Here is a 19,072-nt window from a genome sequence, read left to right on the forward strand (position 1 = left end):
GTAGATTGCTTAAAATAAAAATCTTTGCGCCTCTGCGACTTCGCGAGATTCAAAAAAAACTCTTAGCGAATCTCCGTGAAAAACCTCTGCGAATCTCTGTGAAATAACCCTTTATTACCCTATCTTGCAACCGTTAAAAAAACAAAAAATATAAAATGAAACAGCAATGTGTAATTTTTGATATGGATGGCGTGATTTCGCACACCAATCCGCATCATGTGAAGGCTTTTGAGGCGTTTTTCGATAAATATAAAGTTCCTTATACCAATGAAGAATTTGAAGAACATATGTACGGAAAACATAACAGTTATATCATGACGCATTTCTTCAAACGTCCAATTGCGGGAGAAGAACTTTTAAAACTCGAAGACGAAAAAGAAGGAATGTTTCGTGAAATTTATAAAGATAAAGTCGATACGATTCCGCATTATTTGGATTTTTTAAGCGAATTAAAATCTCGCGGATTTAAAACAGCCGTTGCGACATCGGCGCCGCGTGCGAATCTTGATTTGATTGCAAACGCCTTAAAAATCACAGACAAAATGGATTCGATGATGTCCAGCGAAGACGTTACGTTTCATAAACCAAATCCCGAAGTATATCTAAAATCGGCAGAGCGTGTTGGCGTTTCTCCGTCTGATTGTGTGGTTTTCGAAGATTCTTTTTCGGGCGTTACAGCGGGATTAAATGCCGGAATGAAAGTCGTGGGCGTTTTGAGTACACATACAAAAGAACAACTTCCGGTATGTGATTTTTATATTAATGATTACAGCGAAATTAATGTGGATAAGATAATTGAGTTGTTAAATTCCAATTCTTAGAAAATCTTAATTCCAAAACTATACTGAAGACCTTTGTCAAAGTTTTAAACTTTGACAAAGGTTTTTTGTTAAGAGTAACCTCAATCTTGTCATTTCGAGGAACGAGAAATCTTCGCAAGTAACTCCGTAAAGGGTAACCGCAAAGTATTGTCATTTCGAGGAACGAGAAATCGCACTCGTGAATCTACAAAGAGAATCGCCAATCTTTGCGGAGTTTCTAGTGCGATTTCTCGTTTCTCGAAATGACAAACTAGACGGATAAAAGAAACATTCAATACTTCTCCTCCAAAAAAGCAATCCAGCCTTTTTCAAATTCTTCAGTTGATATATTTAATGTTTTCTCAATATTACCAAAAGAAGCAATCAGTTTTGGCAGTATATCATTTCCCCATTTTTGGGTAAGATATTCGACTATCGTGTATCCAATATTGTAAATCTGATTACTGTGATTAAGTTCTTCTAAAGTTAGGTTTTTGCTTTTGGCATATTTTACGCTTAAGGAATTTACTTCTCCAGCTTCAAAAATACTGATCGATTCCCAAAGCCAGCGCGGATATTCGACTGCAAACTTTTTATCAAATTGCTTATCAAACTCGGTACGGTCTTGTGTGATAATCGTTTGTTTTGCTTTGTCGATTAATATATTTAACTGAACACAATGCGTAAATTCATGCAGAGCCGTTTTTAGCGGATCGTCTGGAAAAATTGAATTGAACCAGTTTGTCCAGACAAAATGAAATTCATTTGGACCGCGACTTGTGCCGTTTGCATTTTCTAAACCAGTAGCGACATTAAACTTGTATTGTGAGCCGTAAACAAAAACCTTTATCAGGCCGTGTTTTACATCTTTTAAATTCGTTCTTATTTCAGTATAATTGCTTTCAAGATGTTCGCTTAGTTTTTCAGCCTCGCTTTTATAAATTCCATCGTAGGAAATAATAAAATGTTCCGATTCCAGAGTTTGAGCCTTGTGTTTAACGGTAAAGGTTCGAGTTGTTCTTGCAACGTAAAAAACGCCAATAATAATCCCTAAAAGAATAATTAATAATTTGTATTTCCTCATGTGTTCTAAATGTTTTTTGAGATTTAAAAACAAGCAAAATATTGAGAATTAGGTTTTTGGTATTTTAAAAATAAGAATATTTAAAGACTAAATACAAAAAGATTTAAAGAAATTTCTGAATTGTTAAGCTTTGGCAGTTTTAATCTTGCAATCCCAATAGCTATCTGGAGCGAAGTTGCAAAGTTTTTTTAGCCACAGATTATTATAATTAAAAGGATTTTTTCTGTGTTTTGACCACAAATGCATTGTCATTTCGAAGAGAATAACAAACGAATCGTATTTACTTTACTGAATAAGAAAGTTAAATAAATTGCCTCCAGTTTAAACTGGAGGTTTTATGTTGGAAAAAAGAAAGGCTTTAGCCGAAAATTATGCAATGTCTAAGGCAATTGCAATTATTAATCCTGTAATTAAAAGAAAAACAGATGCGCTTAATAAAAGCCATAGAATTTTTGGCAGGAGTTTAATTCTTAATTCTTTAATGATTAAAATAGAATTGACTAAAGAAAAAACGACAAGCAAACAGCATAGAAATAAACAACCAGTACTTCCGTACGCATATATCAAAGTGCCTCTAAAATTTTCAAGATAATGTTTTGTCAAACAGCTTAAAAAGAATAAAGAAGGAATTGCAACAGCAAATTTTTGTGTTTCGTCAAGATTCCTAAATTTTTTCAATGTAGATTTTGGTTGATTTTTTGTTTTGAAAAGGAAAGTCTTTCGCCGAAATTTACCTGTTTTTAATCTTCAAAAACACTTCATTTCTAAACCAATTTTCATCTTCTGGAGTTTCAAAAATTCGTTTTGGGAAAAATACACTTTGTCCTTTTGAGAGATATAAAATATAAAGATCATTTAGTTCTAAAACTTTTATGAAATTCGTTACTGCAATTGTACTTTCAGTTGTTTCATCAAAGCGAGAAATAATTTTGTCGTTGAAAATTTCATGTTCTCTTTCTGAAAGAATGATCTTGTTTTCTTTTGAGTTTGCAAATCTCCAATATTGAAAAAATGTAATTAGCGGAAATAGAAAGCCAAATACAATCATAAAAATATCAGAAGAATCTTTGTTATCCTTAAATAGAATTGCAATAGCTAATAACAACATAATAGAATATAGCCACCATCGTTTTTTTAATAGAATTCTAATAATAAATGAAAGGTATTCTTTTTTAGTAAAGTGAAATTTTTTGGTTTTGATCATTGGTAGCTTTTTGGATTTGCTGTAAAAGTAAAAATAGATTTTGTATATGAAAAAAATAATTAGAGTTGAAGGCGCATTTGCCTACATAAGATAAATGTTCTTGATGATTTTTGCAATATTTTAAATTATAAAATTATGAGTACAAATAAACTTTCAGAAGAAGTTGAAAACAGAATAAAAGATTTTTTTGTTAATAGAATTGACCCAAAAGATTTGGCAAAAACTATACGAGAAGTAAATTACGCTCTTTCGCTATGTTCAATGCGAGGTTGTGAAACTCTGGAATCTGAATTAAATAACCTCGATGATAATTTTTATTGGTTGAATAAATTAGCAGAAGTTCTTGATCCTTATTTAGACGTTGAGTGAAGGAAGGTTTTAGGTTTAGTTTGTCATTCCGAGGAACGAGGAATCGCACAAGAAATTCCGCAAAGAAAAGCGTCAATCTTTGTCGATCAACGCGTGCGATTCCTCGTTCCTCGGAATGACAAAAAAACAAAAGGATTTGAAAATTTTAAACAAGAGATTTATGAGTGAAGGTAAATGTGCATTTAGATTTTCCTTCCTTCTCGCATATATTCACTTATATAATTTATAACTTTAGTTGAAAGATCGATGAAATCTTTGATGTGAATTTTAAATTGTAAGCCAAATTCATAAATTTCGTTTTCGTTTAATTTATTTATATGTTGGTTAAGAATTAAAGCATCTTTATTTTTATGGGCGATTGTGTTGTTTCTTATTTCTCGAAGTAACCTTTCATTGGTTGTTTTAAAAGAAGAAAAATTTTTATGCATTGATTTGAATTCGTCAATAAATTCAAGCATGTTATTTCTTTTTAATTCTGCTAAACAATTACTACCAATGAGCACGCCAATATTATCTAAGTAGTCGAGTAATACTATAGAAATTACTCTTGCATATAATTTTTTCTCTTGTAATCTTTCTGCAAATTGAAACTTTTCTAACAATAAAGTTAAGTCAATTAGGACAATGTCAGAAAAAATGCAGAGATTTAAAAAACTATCATGCTTAGAGTAATTATGCTTTTTAAAATCTGTCAAAACCTTACTAATTTGATCAATGCTTTCTTGAGATCCTGAAATATTTTGATCAATTTCAAGTTTTAATTTTTTACGTAAGCTTTTTACTTTCTGTTTAGTTTTCCAAGTTTTAAAAAAATTAAAGAGCTTCATGTATAATTTGTTTTGTACTAATTCTTTATTCTGCATCAAATTCAAAACTATATTGATCTTTAATTGCTCTTAGTTTTGCCATCTTTGCGTTTGTAAATTCTTTTTCAGCTCTGAAATAATCATGAACATCTTTTTCAGTTGGATTAATTAGAAGTTTTCTCTTTAATTCAATCATTCTTGCTTGGGATGTTTTTTGAATATCATGCGCATTCCAATGCTTTTTATAATTTCCAAAAAGTATATTATCTACTGTTTCAAAAAACCAAATTTCAAATTCTACACTTAACCAAGAAGCAAATTTTATCGCAAGCTTTCTGTGCATGTAAGTCACGTCTTCTTTTATATGAAAAATATGGTCAATATTGTAATCTGGAGTTTCTTCTTGAGAATTTAATTGGTTTAAAAGTATCTGAACAAAATTTTCTGTCTCTTTTAATTTTAAAAAAACTTCTGTTTTTTTATTAAAAATCAAAGCCATTTCAGATGCGTTGACAACAATATCTTTATCATGGCTGCTAATGTAAAAATTGATTGGGTTTTCATTGAACAACTCAATTATTGGCTTCATAGTAGAAAAAGTTAAGGTGAAACCAAATATAAGGATCTTGTTTAATGTTTAAAATTGAAGTTATTAACATTAAAATACATAAGATGACTCTTGAAAAAGATATTTGAAAATGAGAATATCTCCAAAACAAAAAAGCTTCTGATTTCTCAGAAGCTTTTTTAGTGCGGATAATAGGACTCGAACCTACACGCCTTGCGGCACCAGATCCTAAGTCTGGCATGTCTACCAATTTCACCATATCCGCGTAATTGTGGGTGCAAAGATAAGCATACTTTCGAATATTCAAAGAAAAATTTCAAAAAAAATATTAATTCTCTTTTTTGTACTTTTGGTTTTCTATAAAAATTATTTAAATGGAAAATATTAAGTCCTACGTTCAACAACATAAAGATCGGTTTATCAATGAATTGATCGAATTATTAAAGATTCCGTCGGTAAGTGCCGACACTGCATATTCACAAGATGTTATTGATACAGCAGAGGCTGTAAAAGAAAGTTTATCAAAAGCAGGCTGCGATTTAGTTGAAGTTTGCGATACTCCGGGTTATCCAATTATTTATGGAGAAAAAATAATCGACCCAAATCTTCCAACAGTTTTAGTTTACGGACACTACGATGTTCAACCGCCAGATCCATTAGAATTATGGACTTCACCACCTTTTGAACCGGTTATAAAAACTACAGATATTCACCCAGAAGGCGCAATTTTCGCACGTGGAGCGTGTGACGATAAAGGCCAAATGTACATGCACGTAAAAGCGCTTGAATATATGGTGCAAACTAATAATTTGCCTTGTAACGTAAAATTCATGATCGAAGGTGAAGAAGAAGTTGGTTCGGCAAGTTTGGCTTGGTTTGTAGAGCGTAATCAGGAAAAACTGAAAAACGACGTTATTTTGATTTCAGATACCGGAATGATTTCTAACCAACAACCATCGATCACGACAGGTTTAAGGGGTTTGAGTTATGTTGAGGTTGAAGTTACAGGTCCAAACCGCGATTTGCATTCTGGTTTATACGGTGGAGCAGTGGCGAACCCAATTAATATTTTGGCAAAAATGATCGCTTCTCTTCACGATGAAGACAATCATATTACGATTCCGGGATTCTATGATAAAGTTCAGGAATTATCTGCAGAAGAAAGAGCTGAAATGGCAAAAGCGCCTTTTAGTTTAGAAAAATATAAAAATGCTTTAAACATCGCAGATGTTTACGGCGAGAAAGGTTATGTAACCAACGAACGCAACTCAATCCGTCCGACATTAGACGTAAACGGAATCTGGGGCGGTTATACTGGCGAAGGTGCTAAAACGGTTATTGCGAGTAAAGCTTTTGCTAAAATCTCGATGCGTTTGGTTCCAAATCAGGATTGGGTTGAAATTACAGAACTTTTTACAAAACATTTCACAAGTATTGCTCCGGCGGGAGTTACGGTAAAAGTAACGCCTCACCACGGTGGTCAAGGTTACGTTACGCCAATTGACAGCATCGGTTATCAGGCGGCAAATAAAGCGTATACAGAAACATTTGGAGTTCCGGCAATTCCGGTTCGTTCTGGTGGAAGTATTCCAATTGTAGCTTTGTTTGAGAAAGAATTAAAAAGCAAAACGATTTTGATGGGATTTGGTTTGGATTCTGATGCAATTCATTCGCCAAATGAGCATTTCGGAATCTTTAATTACTTGAAGGGAATTGAGACTATTCCGTTGTTTTACAAGTATTTTGTGGAATTGAGTAAATAAGGTGTTTTTGCCGCGAAGGCGCTAAGACACTAAGTTTTTTAAGATATAGAATCCGTTCAGAAATGAGCGGATTTTTTTTTGGTGCAAAGAAAGATTTTCAATTGCCTCCAGCTTTAGCTGGAGGTTTTTAAAAGAGATTAGCATTAGCTTTAACCGAACTATTAGGGATTTTGTTTTAATTAAATACAATACAAATTTGGCTAAAGCCTTTTCTCTTGAGTTCCTTCTACACCTCCAGCTAAAGCTAGAGGTAATTAAAAAAAATATCCTTAAAGCTTTGTTTTTGTGTGACTTAAAATAAATTTTTCCTAAATAAATTTGCATATTAAAATTTTGACTCTACATTTGTAGAGCAAAATCTATAAATGTAGAACCATAAAGGATTGTTTAAACCCTAAGAGAAAAAAAAACTTAGAAACTTAGAAACTTAGCAACTCAGAATCTTAGAACCTTAAAAATATGCAGCTATCAAACTCAGAAGAACAATTAATGGAACATCTTTGGAAGCTTGAAAAGGCTTTTATGAAAGATTTACTTGAAGCGTATCCAAAACCAAAACCGGCAACAACAACTGTTGCAACGCTTTTAAAACGAATGATCGACAAAAAATTTGTTGCTTACAATGAATTTGGAAATTCGAGAGAATATTATCCTTTGGTAAAAAAAACGGATTATTTCTCAAAACACGTAAAAGGGCTTATTAGCAATTTCTTTAATAATTCAGCTTCGCAGTTTGCTTCTTTTTTTACGACCGAAACCAATTTGTCGGCTTCAGAATTAGAAGATCTTAGAAAAATAATCGACTCGGAAATTCAAAAAAAGAAAAAATGACAGACTTTCTAATAAAATCCACAATTAGCTTAAGCGTTCTTTTGGCTGTATACCATTTGCTCTTGCAAAATGAAAAAATGTTTCGCTTCAACAGGTATTTTTTATTAGTCAGTTTATTGTTTTCAATATTGGTTCCTTTCATGTCTTTTGAAATTCAACAAGATATTCCTATTGTGTACAATAATGCAATTCCGTTTTCGACTAATACAGGCCATCTTCCAATTCAAACAGAATTGATAGATATAAACAAAGATCAACAAACCAATTACTGGCTTTCTCTATTATGGATAATTTATGGCTTAATTACTTTAATACTAAGTTATCGGTTTGTTCAAAATATTTATAAAATCACATCTAAGGCTAAAGTATCTAAAATCATTGTGTATCAAAACATAAGAATGGTTTTACTCTCAGAGAAAACATTGCCTTATTCTTTTTGGAATTCCATTTACATGAATCAAAATGATTTTGAAAATGGACTAATAGAACAAGAATTGTTTACGCATGAAATTGCCCATGTAAAGCAAAAACATACTCTTGATGTGATTTTTATAGAAGTTTTGAAAACGTTATTTTGGTTCAATCCTATCTTTATTTTTTATAAAAAAGCCATTCAGCTTAATCATGAGTTTTTGGCAGATGAAAATGTAATAGCAGCGCATCATGATGTTTATTTATATCAGAACCTTTTGCTCAACAAATTCAACATTTCCAAACCCATTTATTTGACTAGTAATTTAAATTTTTTATCAACAAAAAAACGACTTATTATGATGACAAAAATCACTTCAAAAACAAAATCCCTAATGATGCAGTCTTTAGCTGTTTTAGGTCTTTTAGTAATCTTTTTGATATTAGCTTTCAAACCATTGCCATTAAGTGGTAAAAAAACTATAGTAATTGATGCCGGACATGGAGGAGAAGATATTGGAGCGCAGATTGGTGCCGGGCAAGAAAAGAAAATTGTAGAAAATATTGCAAATAAAATAAAGCTATTGAATAGTAAAGATGAAATTGAAATTATTTTGCTTAGAAAAGATGACAGCTTTATTGAATTAAGTGAAAGAGTATCGAAAATAAACAAAATAAACCCAAGTTTGGTCATTTCTTTGCATGTAAATAGTTCAGAAAATCTGAATGAAAATGGGGTAAATGCATATGTTTCAAAACAAAATGGTTTTTATGAAGAATCAAAGGAAAAGGCTGAAAATTTAGTTGATAAAATTTCAAATGAAAAGTTTGCCAAAGGTGAGGTTAAAGATGCGAATTACTTTGTGCTCAAAAACTCAAAATGTCCTGCATTATTAGTAGAAATTGGCTATTTGACAAATGAAAATGATAGAAATTATCTAATTAGCGAAAATGGACAAAATGAAATTGCAAATAAAATCATAGAATTCATAAAAATATAAATGTTTGTCAAGAAGCCTATAGCGCTGTCCCTTTAAGTCTAAAAAATAAAAAAATCCGCTTTCAGAAAAATCTGGAAGCGGAAAAATAAACTAAAAAAAATTCTAAAAATAAAAAAGTGAGATCTGGATTAAAATAAATCCGGATTGTATCCAAAATAAGGTACTCCTTGTTCGTTAAAAATAACGCCGTACTCTTCTAATTCCTTTAATATTGGTTCGTAAACTTCTTTTTTTATCGGAAGCTGAACGCCCGGAGTTGTAATTTTTCCGTTTAAAATCAGCAAAGTTGCCATCGCAACCGGAAGTCCGACTGTTTTTGCCATCGCCGTATAAGTTTGATCGTCGCCAATGCAAACCATTTTTGAATCGATTTGTTTTTTATCGCCGTTTAATTCATAACCGAATTTATGATACATCACGATCATATCTTTATCATCTGGTTCAAGCGCCCAGCTGTCGGTTAAGATTTTTTCTAAAATTTGAGCCGGAGTAGCATTTGGCAGGTTTACTTTTTTGTTTGGGTTGAATAAATCCAATTCTAAAAGTTTATCCCACATAATATCGTCCTGATCAATTTTAAGGATAAAACGTGTCTTGATTTCAACAGAATCTGTTGGGTGATAAGGAAGAAACGAATTCATGAATTGACGATAGCTCATGTTTTCAGAATCTTCGATAACATAACTATCATCTGTCATTCCCAGTTGCACGAACATATTCCACGCTTTCGAAAAACCAACTCTTCTAATTGTTCCTCTATATAAGGTCAGTACATCATCAAGTCCGTAAATTGATCTGTATTTAAGCGAATCACGGTTAGAATACGCTTCAAATTTTCCGTAACCTTCGACTTCAAGAAATTCTGTCCGGCGAAATAATGCGCTGTACGGAATATATTTATAAGTGCCTTCCTGAATAAATTTTGCTGCTCCGCCTTGTCCGGCCAAAACCACATTTCGAGGCGCCCAGGTAAATTTATAATTCCATAAATTATTATCAGATTCGGGAGCGACTAAACCGCCGCAAAACGATTCAAACAAAAGCATTTTACCACCTTTTGAAGTGATTTCGTCAATAACTTTCATGGCGCTCATATGGTCTATTCCTGGATCAAGACCAATTTCGTTCATGAAAATCAGGTTGCTCTTCTTGGCTTCTTCATCAAGAGCCTGCATCGCATCACTTATATAAGATGCGGTTACAAGATGTTTTTTAAACTGCAGACAGTCTTTTGCAATTTCGATATGTAAATGTGCCGGAAGCATTGAAATCACAATCGAAGCTTTTTCAATAGCAGCACGTCTTTCTTCTGTATTAAAAATATCTAAAGCAATAGGAGTTGCGTTTGGATGTTTTTGTGTTTTTTTCTCGGCTAAAGCCAAAGACAAATCGGCAACAACAAGATGCAGGTTTTCGGTTTCTGATTTTGCAAGTAAGTAACGAATCAGCGAAGATGCTGATCTGCCTGCTCCAATTATTAAAACGCTTCTCATAACTCTAATATTTAACACAAACATATTAAAATGTTATAAATATAACAAATATAATTTCAAAAATGATAATTATTTAATTCGTAAATCGAACAAAAAAGTCATTTTAAGAGCTGAAATATTTTAAAAACTAAAATGAATATTGAATAGGATGAAGTATTTTTGTTTGAAATTAAAAATCTGGAAAATATGAAAAGAAGAATAGTTTTAACTGGAGCCTTTATAGGAATGTTAGCCATTATTTTTGGTGCTTTTGGAGCGCATTTATTAAAGAAATATCTGGCTGTCGAAGAGTTAAACACTTTTGAAGTTGGGGTTCGTTACCAAATGTACCACGCTCTTTTTTTACTTTTTCTTTCAACCAGAAAAGACATCGCCGAAAAAACATTAAAAACAATCTATAATTTAGTTGTTGCCGGTGTTGTTCTCTTTAGCGGATCTATTTATTTATTAGCTACTAAAAGTCTTACAGTTTTTGATTCTAAAATTATCGTATTCGCAACACCTTTGGGCGGATTTTTATTAATTATTGGCTGGGCGGTATTATTTCTTACTATTTTGAGGAAAAAATCATAAAATCCAGAAAAAAAAATTCTGTGTAAAAATTAATCTTTAATTTTGTCTCATAATTAACATATAACGTTACTTATGTGAATTTTTATTGCTTTTTATCTCCTTTGATAAAAAATATAACAATTTGCAAACTTGGACTTTACGTTTAAGAATAAGTAAAATTATATTTTGTTGCACCAAAAAATAACATACAACACAACATTAAATTTATGGACAATAACACACTTTTCGCGCAATCGATTTCGTTAAAAGAATTAGGAATAGAAAATGCAACGGTTCGTTACCAGTTATCAGCAGATGAACTGCATGCAATAACTGTGCAGTCAGGACAAGGTGTTGAGGCCTCTACAGGTGCTTTGGCAATTAATACAGGTGAATTTACAGGACGTTCTCCACAAGATCGTTTTATTGTAAAAGACAGCATTACAGAAGATAAAGTATGGTGGGGGAATGTAAATATTCCGTTTTCACCAGAAGCTTTTGAGAAATTATATAATAAGGTAACTAAGTTTTTATCAGACAAAGAGGTTTTTGTTCGTGATGCATACGTGTGTTCAGATCCAAATTATAGACTAAACGTTCGCGTTGTAACCGAAACAGCCTGGTCAAATTTGTTCTGTTACAATATGTTCTTAAGACCAGAAGAGTCTGAATTGGCAAACTTTACTCCAGAATGGACTGTAGTTTGTGCTCCAAGTTTCATGGCAGATCCTGCTGTAGATGGAACACGTCAGTCTAACTTTGCTATTTTAGATTTTACTAAAAAAGTAGCCTTAATTGGCGGAACTGGTTATACAGGAGAAATGAAAAAAGGAATTTTCTCTGCCTTAAACTTCATTTTACCGGTTTTCGAAAATACATTACCAATGCATTGCAGTGCCAATGTTGGTAAAGACGGAGATACAGCCATTTTCTTCGGATTATCCGGAACAGGAAAAACTACTTTATCTGCAGATCCGGAACGTAAATTAATCGGAGACGATGAACACGGATGGACTGGCGAAAATACTGTTTTCAACTTCGAAGGCGGATGTTACGCTAAAGTAATCAACTTAACAGAAGAAAATGAACCGGACATTTACAGAGCAATCAAAAAAGGTGCGCTTTTAGAAAATGTGGTTTTCAAAGCGGGAACTAAAGAGGTGGATTATGATGATGTTTCAATCACTCAAAATACTCGTGTAAGTTACCCAATAACACATATTGACAATATTCAGCCGGGTTCTATTGGTCATAACCCAAAAAATATATTTTTCCTTACAGCAGATTCTTTCGGAATTCTGCCTCCAATTTCAAGATTAACTCCGGGACAGGCTGCGTATCATTTTATTTCTGGATATACAGCAAAAGTGGCAGGAACAGAAGCTGGAGTTACAGAACCACAACCTAATTTCTCTGCTTGTTTTGGAGCGCCTTTTATGCCTTTACATCCAACAAAATATGCTGAAATGTTAAGCAAAAAAATGAAAGATGCTGATGTAAAAGTTTGGTTAATCAACACTGGTTGGACTGGCGGTGCATACGGAACAGGAAGCCGTATGAAACTAAAATATACTCGTGCGATGATTACAGCTGCATTAAACGGAGAACTGGATAATGTAGAATACAAAAATCACACAGTATTTGGAATTGCAAAACCACAATCTTGTCCTAACGTTCCAGAGGAAATTTTAAATCCTAGAAATACTTGGGAAGACAAAGATTTATACGATAAAAAAGCGCTGGAATTAGCTCAGAAATTCAAAGCTAATTTTGCCAAATTTGAAGAGTTTGCAAATGCTGAAATCTTAGCAGGCGCACCGATTACAGAATAAGAGGAATTATTTAATTCAAATTAAAAAAGCTGTTCAGTTATGAACAGCTTTTTTTTAGTATGCAGTGTTCAGATTTTTAGTGTTCAGTCATGGTACGGTTGCAATGTCACTCTGAGCGAAGTCGAAGAGCTTTTAAGTTTCGGGGCTTCGACTTCGCTCAGCCTGACAAAATTTATCGTCATTTTAAAAACTGATCACTAAAAAACTGACTACTGACCACTTTATTTCTTCCCTTCATCAATACGTTTCTGGATCAAATCCCATGCATAATAATGAAACGTCATTCCGTTGCTCATGGCTATGAAAAGTCCGTTTTTGTATTTTGGACCTAAGTTTACGCTTGTAACATCGGCACCGTCGCATTCAATTGTTGACGTTGGAACTTCTGCCAATAAAGTATGCTTGTTTGGATTTCCTTTTGCGCCTTCTCTCGGATAAACCATAAAAGAATTTGCCTGCTGATTTGAAACTAAAATATATCCTGTAGAATCTGTTTTTTTGTAAATCGCGATTCCTTCGTGATCTGCTTTAAAGTCTTTTTGACCAAAGAAAGCCAATTCTTTATTATCATTTAAAGCCGGATCAGCTTTGTATTTTCTAATTCCAACTTGTTCGTCGCAATAATAAACAAAACCTAATTCGTTATCAACAGCAATCGCTTCAATTTCTTTTTTACCGCTGTAAGTTCCGAATTTGCGAACCACTTTTGCAGCAGCAAATTTTCCGTTTCCGGAAAGTTCATATTGCCATAAATAACTTCCTGTCGGACCCGTTTTTCTTCCCACAATAGCAAAAATCTTCTGATCGCTTGGACGTGTGTATAAAGAAATTCCCATCGGATCTCTTTCTGCATCACCTTCAAAAACCGGAATTCCGCCATTATCAATTGGTTCTAAATCAGGTAAACTGAAAATTCTAATTTTGTTCGTTTCACGTTCTGTCGTAACGGCAATATCTACTTTTTTTCCGTCTATGATTAGCCCGTAAGCAATATCAACATTATTTGGACGTTGTAAAACAATTGATTTTTTAAGGATTTTTCCATTCAAATCAAAAGCATACAAACCGCCGTCAGTATCTTTATCCGTTCCCACAATAATACTTTTTGTTGCATCTGTTGGGTTAATCCATATTGAAGGATCATCTGTATCGTGAGGTAAAGCTTCGGTAACCGTTGTTGGTTTTACCGCATTTGGTTGAATTGGCGCTAATTTATCGTCTTTACAAGCTGTAAATGAAAGGCTTAAAAATAAAAAAGCAAGTATAGATTTGTTTTTCATTAGGTGTTTTATTTTAAATGAAATTAGACAGAACGGCAAAGTCCTGTCTAATTTAAGAAATTTATAAATGGATTATTACAAGTCTAATTTCAACCCAAAATTGTAACGAGCCTGGTAATATTCTACTTGTTTTGTATGTGTTTCAATTCCTTGATAGTAACGTAATGGCTGATTTGTTAAGTTATTAGCTTCGGCAAAAAGACGAAGTTTTGGCGTAATCTTGAAAGCAGCATTTGCATCTAAGAAAAACTGTTTATCATAATAACTGTCTTTATAAGACTCTGAACCTAATTCATCTAAATAATCAGATGTAAAGTTGGTTGAAATTCTTGCAGAAAAACGTTTGTTTTCCCAAGATAAAGATCCATTCAACATATGCGGAGTAGTTCCCGGAAGGCTGATATCCTTTCTTTCGTTTCCATCCTCATCGGAAATTCCTTTTGCTTTAGATTTTGTGTACGTATAGTTTAAATAAACGGCAAAACCTTTTAAGAATTTTCCAGGAAGGAAATCTAACTGACGTTGAAAAGCAACTTCAAATCCGTAAACATCAACGGTATCGCCATTTCGTGATTGTAAAAATGACCAGTTTTCACCAACCGGAATTGGGTTTGTCTGATTAGGGAAATCATTTGCAAATTTTACACTGTCGTATTCATTATCACTGTAATTGTAAATGAAATCATTTAATCTTTTGTAGAAAACGCCTCCGGAAATTAAACCAACCGATTTGAAATAATTCTCAGCCATGAAATCATAATTGTAGGAGTATGTTGCGTCAAGATCTGGATTTCCGGCTGTAATTTCTTTATCAGAAGCGATATTGTTTACATAAGGGGCTAATGCATAATAGTTTGGTCTTGCTAAAGCCGTAGTTGCAGCGGCTCTTAAAACTAAATCCTTAGTAGCATTATATTGAAATGAAATGCTCGGCATTAAATTAGTGTAAGAGTTTGTCGTGTTGATTTTACTCTCTAATTCTTCTTCATCTAAAACTCTGTTTCCTGTATAATCAATATGAGTATTCTCTAAACGGAAACCTAAAACCATCGAAAGTTTATCGTTAAAATCCTGATCCCATCTTACATAGGCGGCATAAATACTTTCTTTTGCATTATAGTTTACCGCTAAAAATTCTGAAGGATCTGATTCTTTATCAAATAAAGCTGGATTGTTCAGGTCAAGATTTCCTAAGAAATTAGCCGAAGCAAAAGTTCCCGGTATATATTTAGTTCCCGGATTGAAATTTTTACCATCAAAAGTAGTTGTCGAAATTTCAGATAATAAACCCATTCCGTCATTAATTGGTTCGTAAGTAAAGAAAGTATTATTTCTTTCTTTTTCTTTCAAACGAAGTCTAAGACCAGTTCTTAATCTTCCTTTTTGAGCTGGAATAATAGTAAAAGGAAAACGAATATTAACTTTTGCTCCAAATTCGCTCTCGCTTGTTTCGTCTGTATTTTCAGAAACCGAATCAAATTCAAATTGATCTAAAGCTTCTCCAGTTGTTGTAACCAATGGAAATTTTAAATCAGAAAAATTTTCAGTCATTTCTAAACCTGTCTGGCGGTATTCGATATAACGTTCTCCCGGACGATATTCTCTGGCTTTTGCATAATTTGCAGACCAGTCTAAATCTAATTTTGAGTTGATTAAATGCTCTCCGCGAATAGAATAATTTTGTACACGCTGATCTTCTAATCTTCTGCTTTTGTTACGACTGTTGTCAAGTCCGCCTTTAGTTTCACGTTTTACACGACCTTCAAATCCTGTAATTTGTTCACCATTGTAAATTGGTTCGATATCATCATAAGTCGTTCTAAAACGGTTTTCTCTGTCATCTCTCCAGTTGTAAATGGCATTGGCAAAAATGGTGTTGTTTTCGTCAAATTTATAATCTAAAGCAATCGATCCGCTGCGGCGAATACGCTGTACGTTATATTTTCTAATTTCTGAAGCTTGTAAATATTCATTTCCAAAATCATCTTTTACCCATTCGTTTTCTACGTTATCAGATCCGTAATCAACATTATTATAAGAACCGCTAAAAACAGCTCCTAATTTATTATCGAAAAAACGATTTCCGTATACAAAACCTGCCGTGTAACTTGCGTGTTCGCGAATTGGTAAATAACCTCCCGCAAGTGTTGCAGAAATTCTTTCCCCGTTTGGAGTTGCTCTTGTAATTAAGTTTACAGAACCTCCAATAGCGTCGGCATCCATATCTGAAGTCAACGTTTTGTTTACTTCAATTGTAGAAATCATATCAGAAGGAATTAAATCCATTTGCACGTTTCTGTTATCTCCTTCTGCAGAAGGAATTCTGTCTCCATTTAAAGTCACAGAATTTAAAGACGGAGCTAAACCTCTAATAATAATATTACGAGCTTCACCCTGATCATTTTGCATTGTAATACCGGGAACACGTTTTAAAGCGTCTCCAACATTGGCATCTGGAAAACGGCCCATTTGGTCTGACGAAATTACGTTTCCGATGTTTTTATTGTTTTTTTGCTGATTCAGCGCTTTTGCCTGACCTTTTAAGATATCTCCAACAACAACTTCATTCAACTCCGTTCCAGAAGTTTTAAGAGCAAAATCCAAAACATTGTTTTTGCCTTGTTCAACAGTAATTTCATGAGTTATAGAAGTATATCCAATATATTTTACTTCAACTTTATAAGTCCCTGCATTAATATTTAATAATTCAAAACGGCCGTTGTAGTCAGAAATCGTGTATTTGTTTTCTCCAATAATCTGGACCATAGCTCCCGGCAGCGGAAGTTTGTCGTCCGCATCCAGCACTTTTCCGGAAATTATCGCTTTTTGCGCATAACCCGAAACGGCTAAAAATAAGAACATTAGTAATAAATTGATTTTTTTCATTGTGTGTTTAGTTTGATTCTTTGCGAAACTAGACTCTTAGTATTACTAAAACCCTTTAAAAAAATTAACATAGTGTTATGATTAGTCAGTTATTCCTTATTCTTATTAATGTTTAACTAACATTTATGTCTCAAATAATTGATTTGCAGCTAAAAACAAATCGATATTTTGAACGTAATTGAAAATTTGGCGTTAAATTTGCCCTATCAATCACAATCAAAAATCATCAATCATGTTAAAACAATTTTTTATCCTTTGTTCCGGTGCCGACCGAGATTTATTAGAAGGATGTTCAGAAGGCGAACAAACCAAATATGTTGGTATTGGCGCCACCGTATTCTTTACCGCTGTAATGGCGTTTTTAGCCAGTGCCTATGCGCTTTTCACCGTTTTCGACTCTATTTATCCGGCTTTAATTTTTGGGTTTGTATGGAGTTTATTGATTTTTAATTTAGACCGATTTATCGTTTCTACAATTAAAAAGAGAGACCGCTTTATGGATGAATTTCTGCAGGCGACTCCGCGTATTATGCTGGCGATTATTATTGCTATTGTAATTTCGAAACCTTTGGAAATTAAAATCTTCGAAAAAGAAATCAATACCGTTTTATTGAAAGAAAAAAACGAAATGGAATTAGCCAATAAAAAGCAAATTGGAACGTATTTCAAAACAGATTTAGATAAAAATAAAGCTGAGATTGCGGCTTTAAAAGCTGATATTGTAAAGAAAGAAAAAGAAGTAAACGCTCTTTATTCGACTTACATTACAGAAGCTGAAGGAACTGCCGGAACTAAGAAATTAGGAAAAGGCCCGGTTTATAAAGAAAAACGCGAAAAACACGATGCATCTTTAAAAGAATTTGAAACGCTGAAAAAGACAAACGAAGCTAAAATTGCCGAAAAAGAAAAAGCAGGCAAACAACTTCAAACCGATTTAGATAAAAAAGTTTCGCAGACTCAGCCTATCATCGAAGGTTTCGACGGATTAATGGCGCGTATCAATGCGTTAAATAAATTACCGTGGCTTCCGTCATTTTTTATAATGCTGTTGTTTTTGGCAATCGAAACGTCTCCAATTATTGCAAAATTATTAGCGCCAAAAGGAGAATTCGACTTTAAACAAGAAGAAGCCGAAACAGCGATGAAAGCTACTTTGGAACAAAATAAATACCAACGTGAATTATTAATGAAAACAAGTGCAGAAATGCATGACAGAGTATACGCTGATATTGCCGAAGATAAAGGGCTGTACGATTTACAGCGAAAAAACGCAAAAGAGTTATTAGAATTACAATCGCATAACTTTTTAGACAAACAAAAGGCTACGCTTTAGTCTAAAGTTGGAAAGTCGAAAGTCTTAAAGTCATATAAAAAAGTAAAAAGCCAGAAATAGAATTTTCTATTTCTGGCTTTTATTATTTAGAAGGAAAGAGACTTTATGACTTTCGACTTTCCAACTTTAAGACTAATTACATGTAACTTAAAATCTCTTTTTTATAAGCATCATATTCTCCCTGCATGATTAAACCATTGTCAAGAAGTTTTTTGTAGTTCTGTAATTTATCAAAAAGTTCTTCTTTAGATAATTCGCTTAATTTACGATCTCCGGTTGAAGGCTGTGCTGGCTGAATTGGTTCAAAAGTTTCAGTATATACTGGCGCTGCTGGTAAAATTTCAGCAAAGTTTGTTACTTCTTCCGTTTCAACTTCTTCAACTTCGTCAGTTTCCTCTTCAAAAACAGGTTCAGCAACTTCCTGAACTGGCGTTCCTGCAGAAACTGGATTTTTTAATAAATCCAATTGTTCTTTAGCGTAAGTATAAATTTTTCTAGCCTGAATTTTCGGAATATAATCAATAGAAACAGCTAAATCTGTTTTTGTACCAAATGAAAATTCAGAACCTAAGATATTTTCTTTTACAAAAGTACTTGCAATATCATCCCAAGTATAATCTGTAAAATCCATAGAAAGACCTAAATTTTTAGGTTTACAGATAATGATACGTTTGTTTGTTAATACAATACTATCAGGAAAAACAGTAATTGCAGGCTTTTTTTGCACTGCGATGTATCCAACTTCTTCGCCTTTCATTAACAAATCGTTGAGTTTTGAAGTGATTTTTTCAATCGCTTTTGGATCTTGTTCTTCGTTTAGAAATTTTTTAAATTGTTCTTTCATGGTTGTATAAGTTGC

At 33.2% G+C, this 19,072-nt stretch carries 17 protein-coding genes and 1 tRNA gene; 9 read left to right on the plus strand and 9 right to left on the minus strand.

Annotated elements, in window-relative coordinates:
• Positions 1 to 155 precede the first annotated feature (155 nt).
• Complete coding sequence (locus FLAPXU55_RS08000; RefSeq protein ID WP_180857234.1) at positions 156 to 821, plus strand: HAD family hydrolase; 666 nt, start codon at positions 156 to 158, stop codon at positions 819 to 821.
• A gap of 271 nt (positions 822 to 1,092) precedes the next feature.
• Here FLAPXU55_RS08000 and FLAPXU55_RS08005 read toward each other — a convergent pair whose 3' ends face one another.
• Positions 1,093 to 1,884 carry a DUF6055 domain-containing protein gene (locus tag FLAPXU55_RS08005; protein ID WP_180857235.1) on the minus strand — a complete coding sequence of 264 codons (792 nt, stop codon included), beginning with the start codon at positions 1,882 to 1,884 and terminating at the stop codon, positions 1,093 to 1,095.
• A gap of 337 nt (positions 1,885 to 2,221) precedes the next feature.
• On the opposite strand from FLAPXU55_RS08005, the gene FLAPXU55_RS08010 reads away from it, so the two are divergent.
• Complete coding sequence (locus FLAPXU55_RS08010; protein ID WP_180857236.1) at positions 2,222 to 2,476, plus strand: hypothetical protein; 255 nt, start codon at positions 2,222 to 2,224, stop codon at positions 2,474 to 2,476.
• 138 nt (positions 2,477 to 2,614) lie between these two features.
• Here the strand turns inward: FLAPXU55_RS08010 and FLAPXU55_RS08015 are convergent, their stop codons facing one another.
• Positions 2,615 to 3,088 (minus strand): YcxB family protein, encoded by a 474-nt coding sequence (locus FLAPXU55_RS08015; protein ID WP_180857237.1) that lies wholly within the window; start codon positions 3,086 to 3,088, stop codon positions 2,615 to 2,617.
• Between the two features lie 135 nt (positions 3,089 to 3,223).
• Here FLAPXU55_RS08015 and FLAPXU55_RS08020 point away from each other — a divergent pair, with 135 nt between their 5' ends.
• The gene (locus FLAPXU55_RS08020; RefSeq protein WP_180857238.1) at positions 3,224 to 3,457 is read left to right on the plus strand and encodes a hypothetical protein; all 234 of its coding nucleotides are present in this window, start codon (positions 3,224 to 3,226) and stop codon (positions 3,455 to 3,457) included.
• 182 nt (positions 3,458 to 3,639) lie between these two features.
• Here FLAPXU55_RS08020 and FLAPXU55_RS08025 read toward each other — a convergent pair whose 3' ends face one another.
• The 3 genes from FLAPXU55_RS08025 to FLAPXU55_RS08035 form a co-directional block, all read right to left on the minus strand.
• The gene (locus FLAPXU55_RS08025; RefSeq protein ID WP_180857239.1) at positions 3,640 to 4,284 is read right to left on the minus strand and encodes a hypothetical protein; all 645 of its coding nucleotides are present in this window, start codon (positions 4,282 to 4,284) and stop codon (positions 3,640 to 3,642) included.
• Positions 4,285 to 4,309: 25 nt separating this feature from the next.
• Positions 4,310 to 4,852, minus strand: a complete 543-nt coding sequence (locus FLAPXU55_RS08030) for a KilA-N domain-containing protein (RefSeq protein ID WP_180857240.1) — start codon at positions 4,850 to 4,852, stop codon at positions 4,310 to 4,312.
• A 162-nt stretch (positions 4,853 to 5,014) separates the two neighbouring features.
• Positions 5,015 to 5,096: transfer RNA gene (locus tag FLAPXU55_RS08035), tRNA-Leu, on the minus strand.
• A 109-nt stretch (positions 5,097 to 5,205) separates the two neighbouring features.
• On the opposite strand from FLAPXU55_RS08035, the gene FLAPXU55_RS08040 reads away from it, so the two are divergent.
• The 3 genes from FLAPXU55_RS08040 to FLAPXU55_RS08050 all read left to right on the plus strand — a co-directional run bounded on the left by FLAPXU55_RS08040 (position 5,206) and on the right by FLAPXU55_RS08050 (position 8,837).
• Positions 5,206 to 6,594, plus strand: a complete 1,389-nt coding sequence (locus FLAPXU55_RS08040; RefSeq protein ID WP_180857241.1) for a dipeptidase — start codon at positions 5,206 to 5,208, stop codon at positions 6,592 to 6,594.
• Between the two features lie 459 nt (positions 6,595 to 7,053).
• A complete protein-coding gene (locus FLAPXU55_RS08045; RefSeq protein WP_056207485.1) occupies positions 7,054 to 7,425 on the plus strand; it encodes a BlaI/MecI/CopY family transcriptional regulator in 372 nt (123 codons plus the stop codon).
• Entirely contained in the window at positions 7,422 to 8,837 is a 1,416-nt protein-coding gene (locus FLAPXU55_RS08050) for an N-acetylmuramoyl-L-alanine amidase (protein ID WP_180857242.1), read from the plus strand. Before FLAPXU55_RS08045 ends, FLAPXU55_RS08050 begins: the two co-directional genes overlap by 4 nt.
• Before the next feature lie 128 nt (positions 8,838 to 8,965).
• Here the strand turns inward: FLAPXU55_RS08050 and FLAPXU55_RS08055 are convergent, their stop codons facing one another.
• Entirely contained in the window at positions 8,966 to 10,330 is a 1,365-nt protein-coding gene (locus FLAPXU55_RS08055) for a saccharopine dehydrogenase family protein (protein WP_180857243.1), read from the minus strand.
• Positions 10,331 to 10,516: 186 nt separating this feature from the next.
• Between FLAPXU55_RS08055 and FLAPXU55_RS08060 the strand changes: the two genes are divergently transcribed.
• Positions 10,517 to 10,903, plus strand: a complete 387-nt coding sequence (locus FLAPXU55_RS08060) for a DUF423 domain-containing protein (protein WP_053469957.1) — start codon at positions 10,517 to 10,519, stop codon at positions 10,901 to 10,903.
• Between the two features lie 206 nt (positions 10,904 to 11,109).
• The gene (pckA, locus tag FLAPXU55_RS08065) at positions 11,110 to 12,714 is read left to right on the plus strand and encodes a phosphoenolpyruvate carboxykinase (ATP) (protein WP_180857244.1); all 1,605 of its coding nucleotides are present in this window, start codon (positions 11,110 to 11,112) and stop codon (positions 12,712 to 12,714) included.
• 221 nt (positions 12,715 to 12,935) lie between these two features.
• Here the strand turns inward: pckA and FLAPXU55_RS08070 are convergent, their stop codons facing one another.
• The gene (locus FLAPXU55_RS08070; RefSeq protein ID WP_180857245.1) at positions 12,936 to 13,994 is read right to left on the minus strand and encodes a phytase; all 1,059 of its coding nucleotides are present in this window, start codon (positions 13,992 to 13,994) and stop codon (positions 12,936 to 12,938) included.
• Positions 13,995 to 14,069: 75 nt separating this feature from the next.
• A complete protein-coding gene (locus FLAPXU55_RS08075; RefSeq protein ID WP_180857246.1) occupies positions 14,070 to 16,880 on the minus strand; it encodes a TonB-dependent receptor in 2,811 nt (936 codons plus the stop codon).
• Positions 16,881 to 17,112: 232 nt separating this feature from the next.
• Here FLAPXU55_RS08075 and FLAPXU55_RS08080 point away from each other — a divergent pair, with 232 nt between their 5' ends.
• Positions 17,113 to 18,213 (plus strand): DUF4407 domain-containing protein, encoded by a 1,101-nt coding sequence (locus tag FLAPXU55_RS08080; protein ID WP_180857247.1) that lies wholly within the window; start codon positions 17,113 to 17,115, stop codon positions 18,211 to 18,213.
• 136 nt (positions 18,214 to 18,349) lie between these two features.
• Here the strand turns inward: FLAPXU55_RS08080 and FLAPXU55_RS08085 are convergent, their stop codons facing one another.
• Complete coding sequence (locus FLAPXU55_RS08085; protein ID WP_180857248.1) at positions 18,350 to 19,057, minus strand: PH domain-containing protein; 708 nt, start codon at positions 19,055 to 19,057, stop codon at positions 18,350 to 18,352.
• Between the last annotated feature and the right edge of the window lie 15 nt (positions 19,058 to 19,072).

Origin of the sequence: Flavobacterium panici (assembly GCF_903819335.1) — a bacterium.
Classification (GTDB): Bacteria; Bacteroidota; Bacteroidia; order Flavobacteriales; family Flavobacteriaceae; genus Flavobacterium; species Flavobacterium panici.

Bases quoted from the DNA above. Each gene is read 5' to 3' on its own strand.
- FLAPXU55_RS08080 (WP_180857247.1), top strand. From the start codon at position 17,113: ATGTTAAAACAATTTTTTATCCTTTGTTCCGGTGCCGACCGAGATTTA.
- FLAPXU55_RS08050 (WP_180857242.1), top strand. From the start codon at position 7,422: ATGACAGACTTTCTAATAAAATCCACAATTAGCTTAAGCGTTCTTTTG.
- FLAPXU55_RS08060 (WP_053469957.1), top strand. From the start codon at position 10,517: ATGAAAAGAAGAATAGTTTTAACTGGAGCCTTTATAGGAATGTTAGCC.
- FLAPXU55_RS08055 (WP_180857243.1), bottom strand. From the start codon at position 10,330: ATGAGAAGCGTTTTAATAATTGGAGCAGGCAGATCAGCATCTTCGCTG.
- FLAPXU55_RS08030 (WP_180857240.1), bottom strand. From the start codon at position 4,852: ATGAAGCCAATAATTGAGTTGTTCAATGAAAACCCAATCAATTTTTAC.
- FLAPXU55_RS08040 (WP_180857241.1), top strand. From the start codon at position 5,206: ATGGAAAATATTAAGTCCTACGTTCAACAACATAAAGATCGGTTTATC.
- FLAPXU55_RS08075 (WP_180857246.1), bottom strand. From the start codon at position 16,880: ATGAAAAAAATCAATTTATTACTAATGTTCTTATTTTTAGCCGTTTCG.
- FLAPXU55_RS08000 (WP_180857234.1), top strand. From the start codon at position 156: ATGAAACAGCAATGTGTAATTTTTGATATGGATGGCGTGATTTCGCAC.
- FLAPXU55_RS08005 (WP_180857235.1), bottom strand. From the start codon at position 1,884: ATGAGGAAATACAAATTATTAATTATTCTTTTAGGGATTATTATTGGC.
- FLAPXU55_RS08045 (WP_056207485.1), top strand. From the start codon at position 7,054: ATGCAGCTATCAAACTCAGAAGAACAATTAATGGAACATCTTTGGAAG.
- FLAPXU55_RS08010 (WP_180857236.1), top strand. From the start codon at position 2,222: ATGTTGGAAAAAAGAAAGGCTTTAGCCGAAAATTATGCAATGTCTAAG.
- FLAPXU55_RS08085 (WP_180857248.1), bottom strand. From the start codon at position 19,057: ATGAAAGAACAATTTAAAAAATTTCTAAACGAAGAACAAGATCCAAAA.
- FLAPXU55_RS08025 (WP_180857239.1), bottom strand. From the start codon at position 4,284: ATGAAGCTCTTTAATTTTTTTAAAACTTGGAAAACTAAACAGAAAGTA.
- FLAPXU55_RS08015 (WP_180857237.1), bottom strand. From the start codon at position 3,088: ATGATCAAAACCAAAAAATTTCACTTTACTAAAAAAGAATACCTTTCA.
- pckA (WP_180857244.1), top strand. From the start codon at position 11,110: ATGGACAATAACACACTTTTCGCGCAATCGATTTCGTTAAAAGAATTA.
- FLAPXU55_RS08020 (WP_180857238.1), top strand. From the start codon at position 3,224: ATGAGTACAAATAAACTTTCAGAAGAAGTTGAAAACAGAATAAAAGAT.
- FLAPXU55_RS08070 (WP_180857245.1), bottom strand. From the start codon at position 13,994: ATGAAAAACAAATCTATACTTGCTTTTTTATTTTTAAGCCTTTCATTT.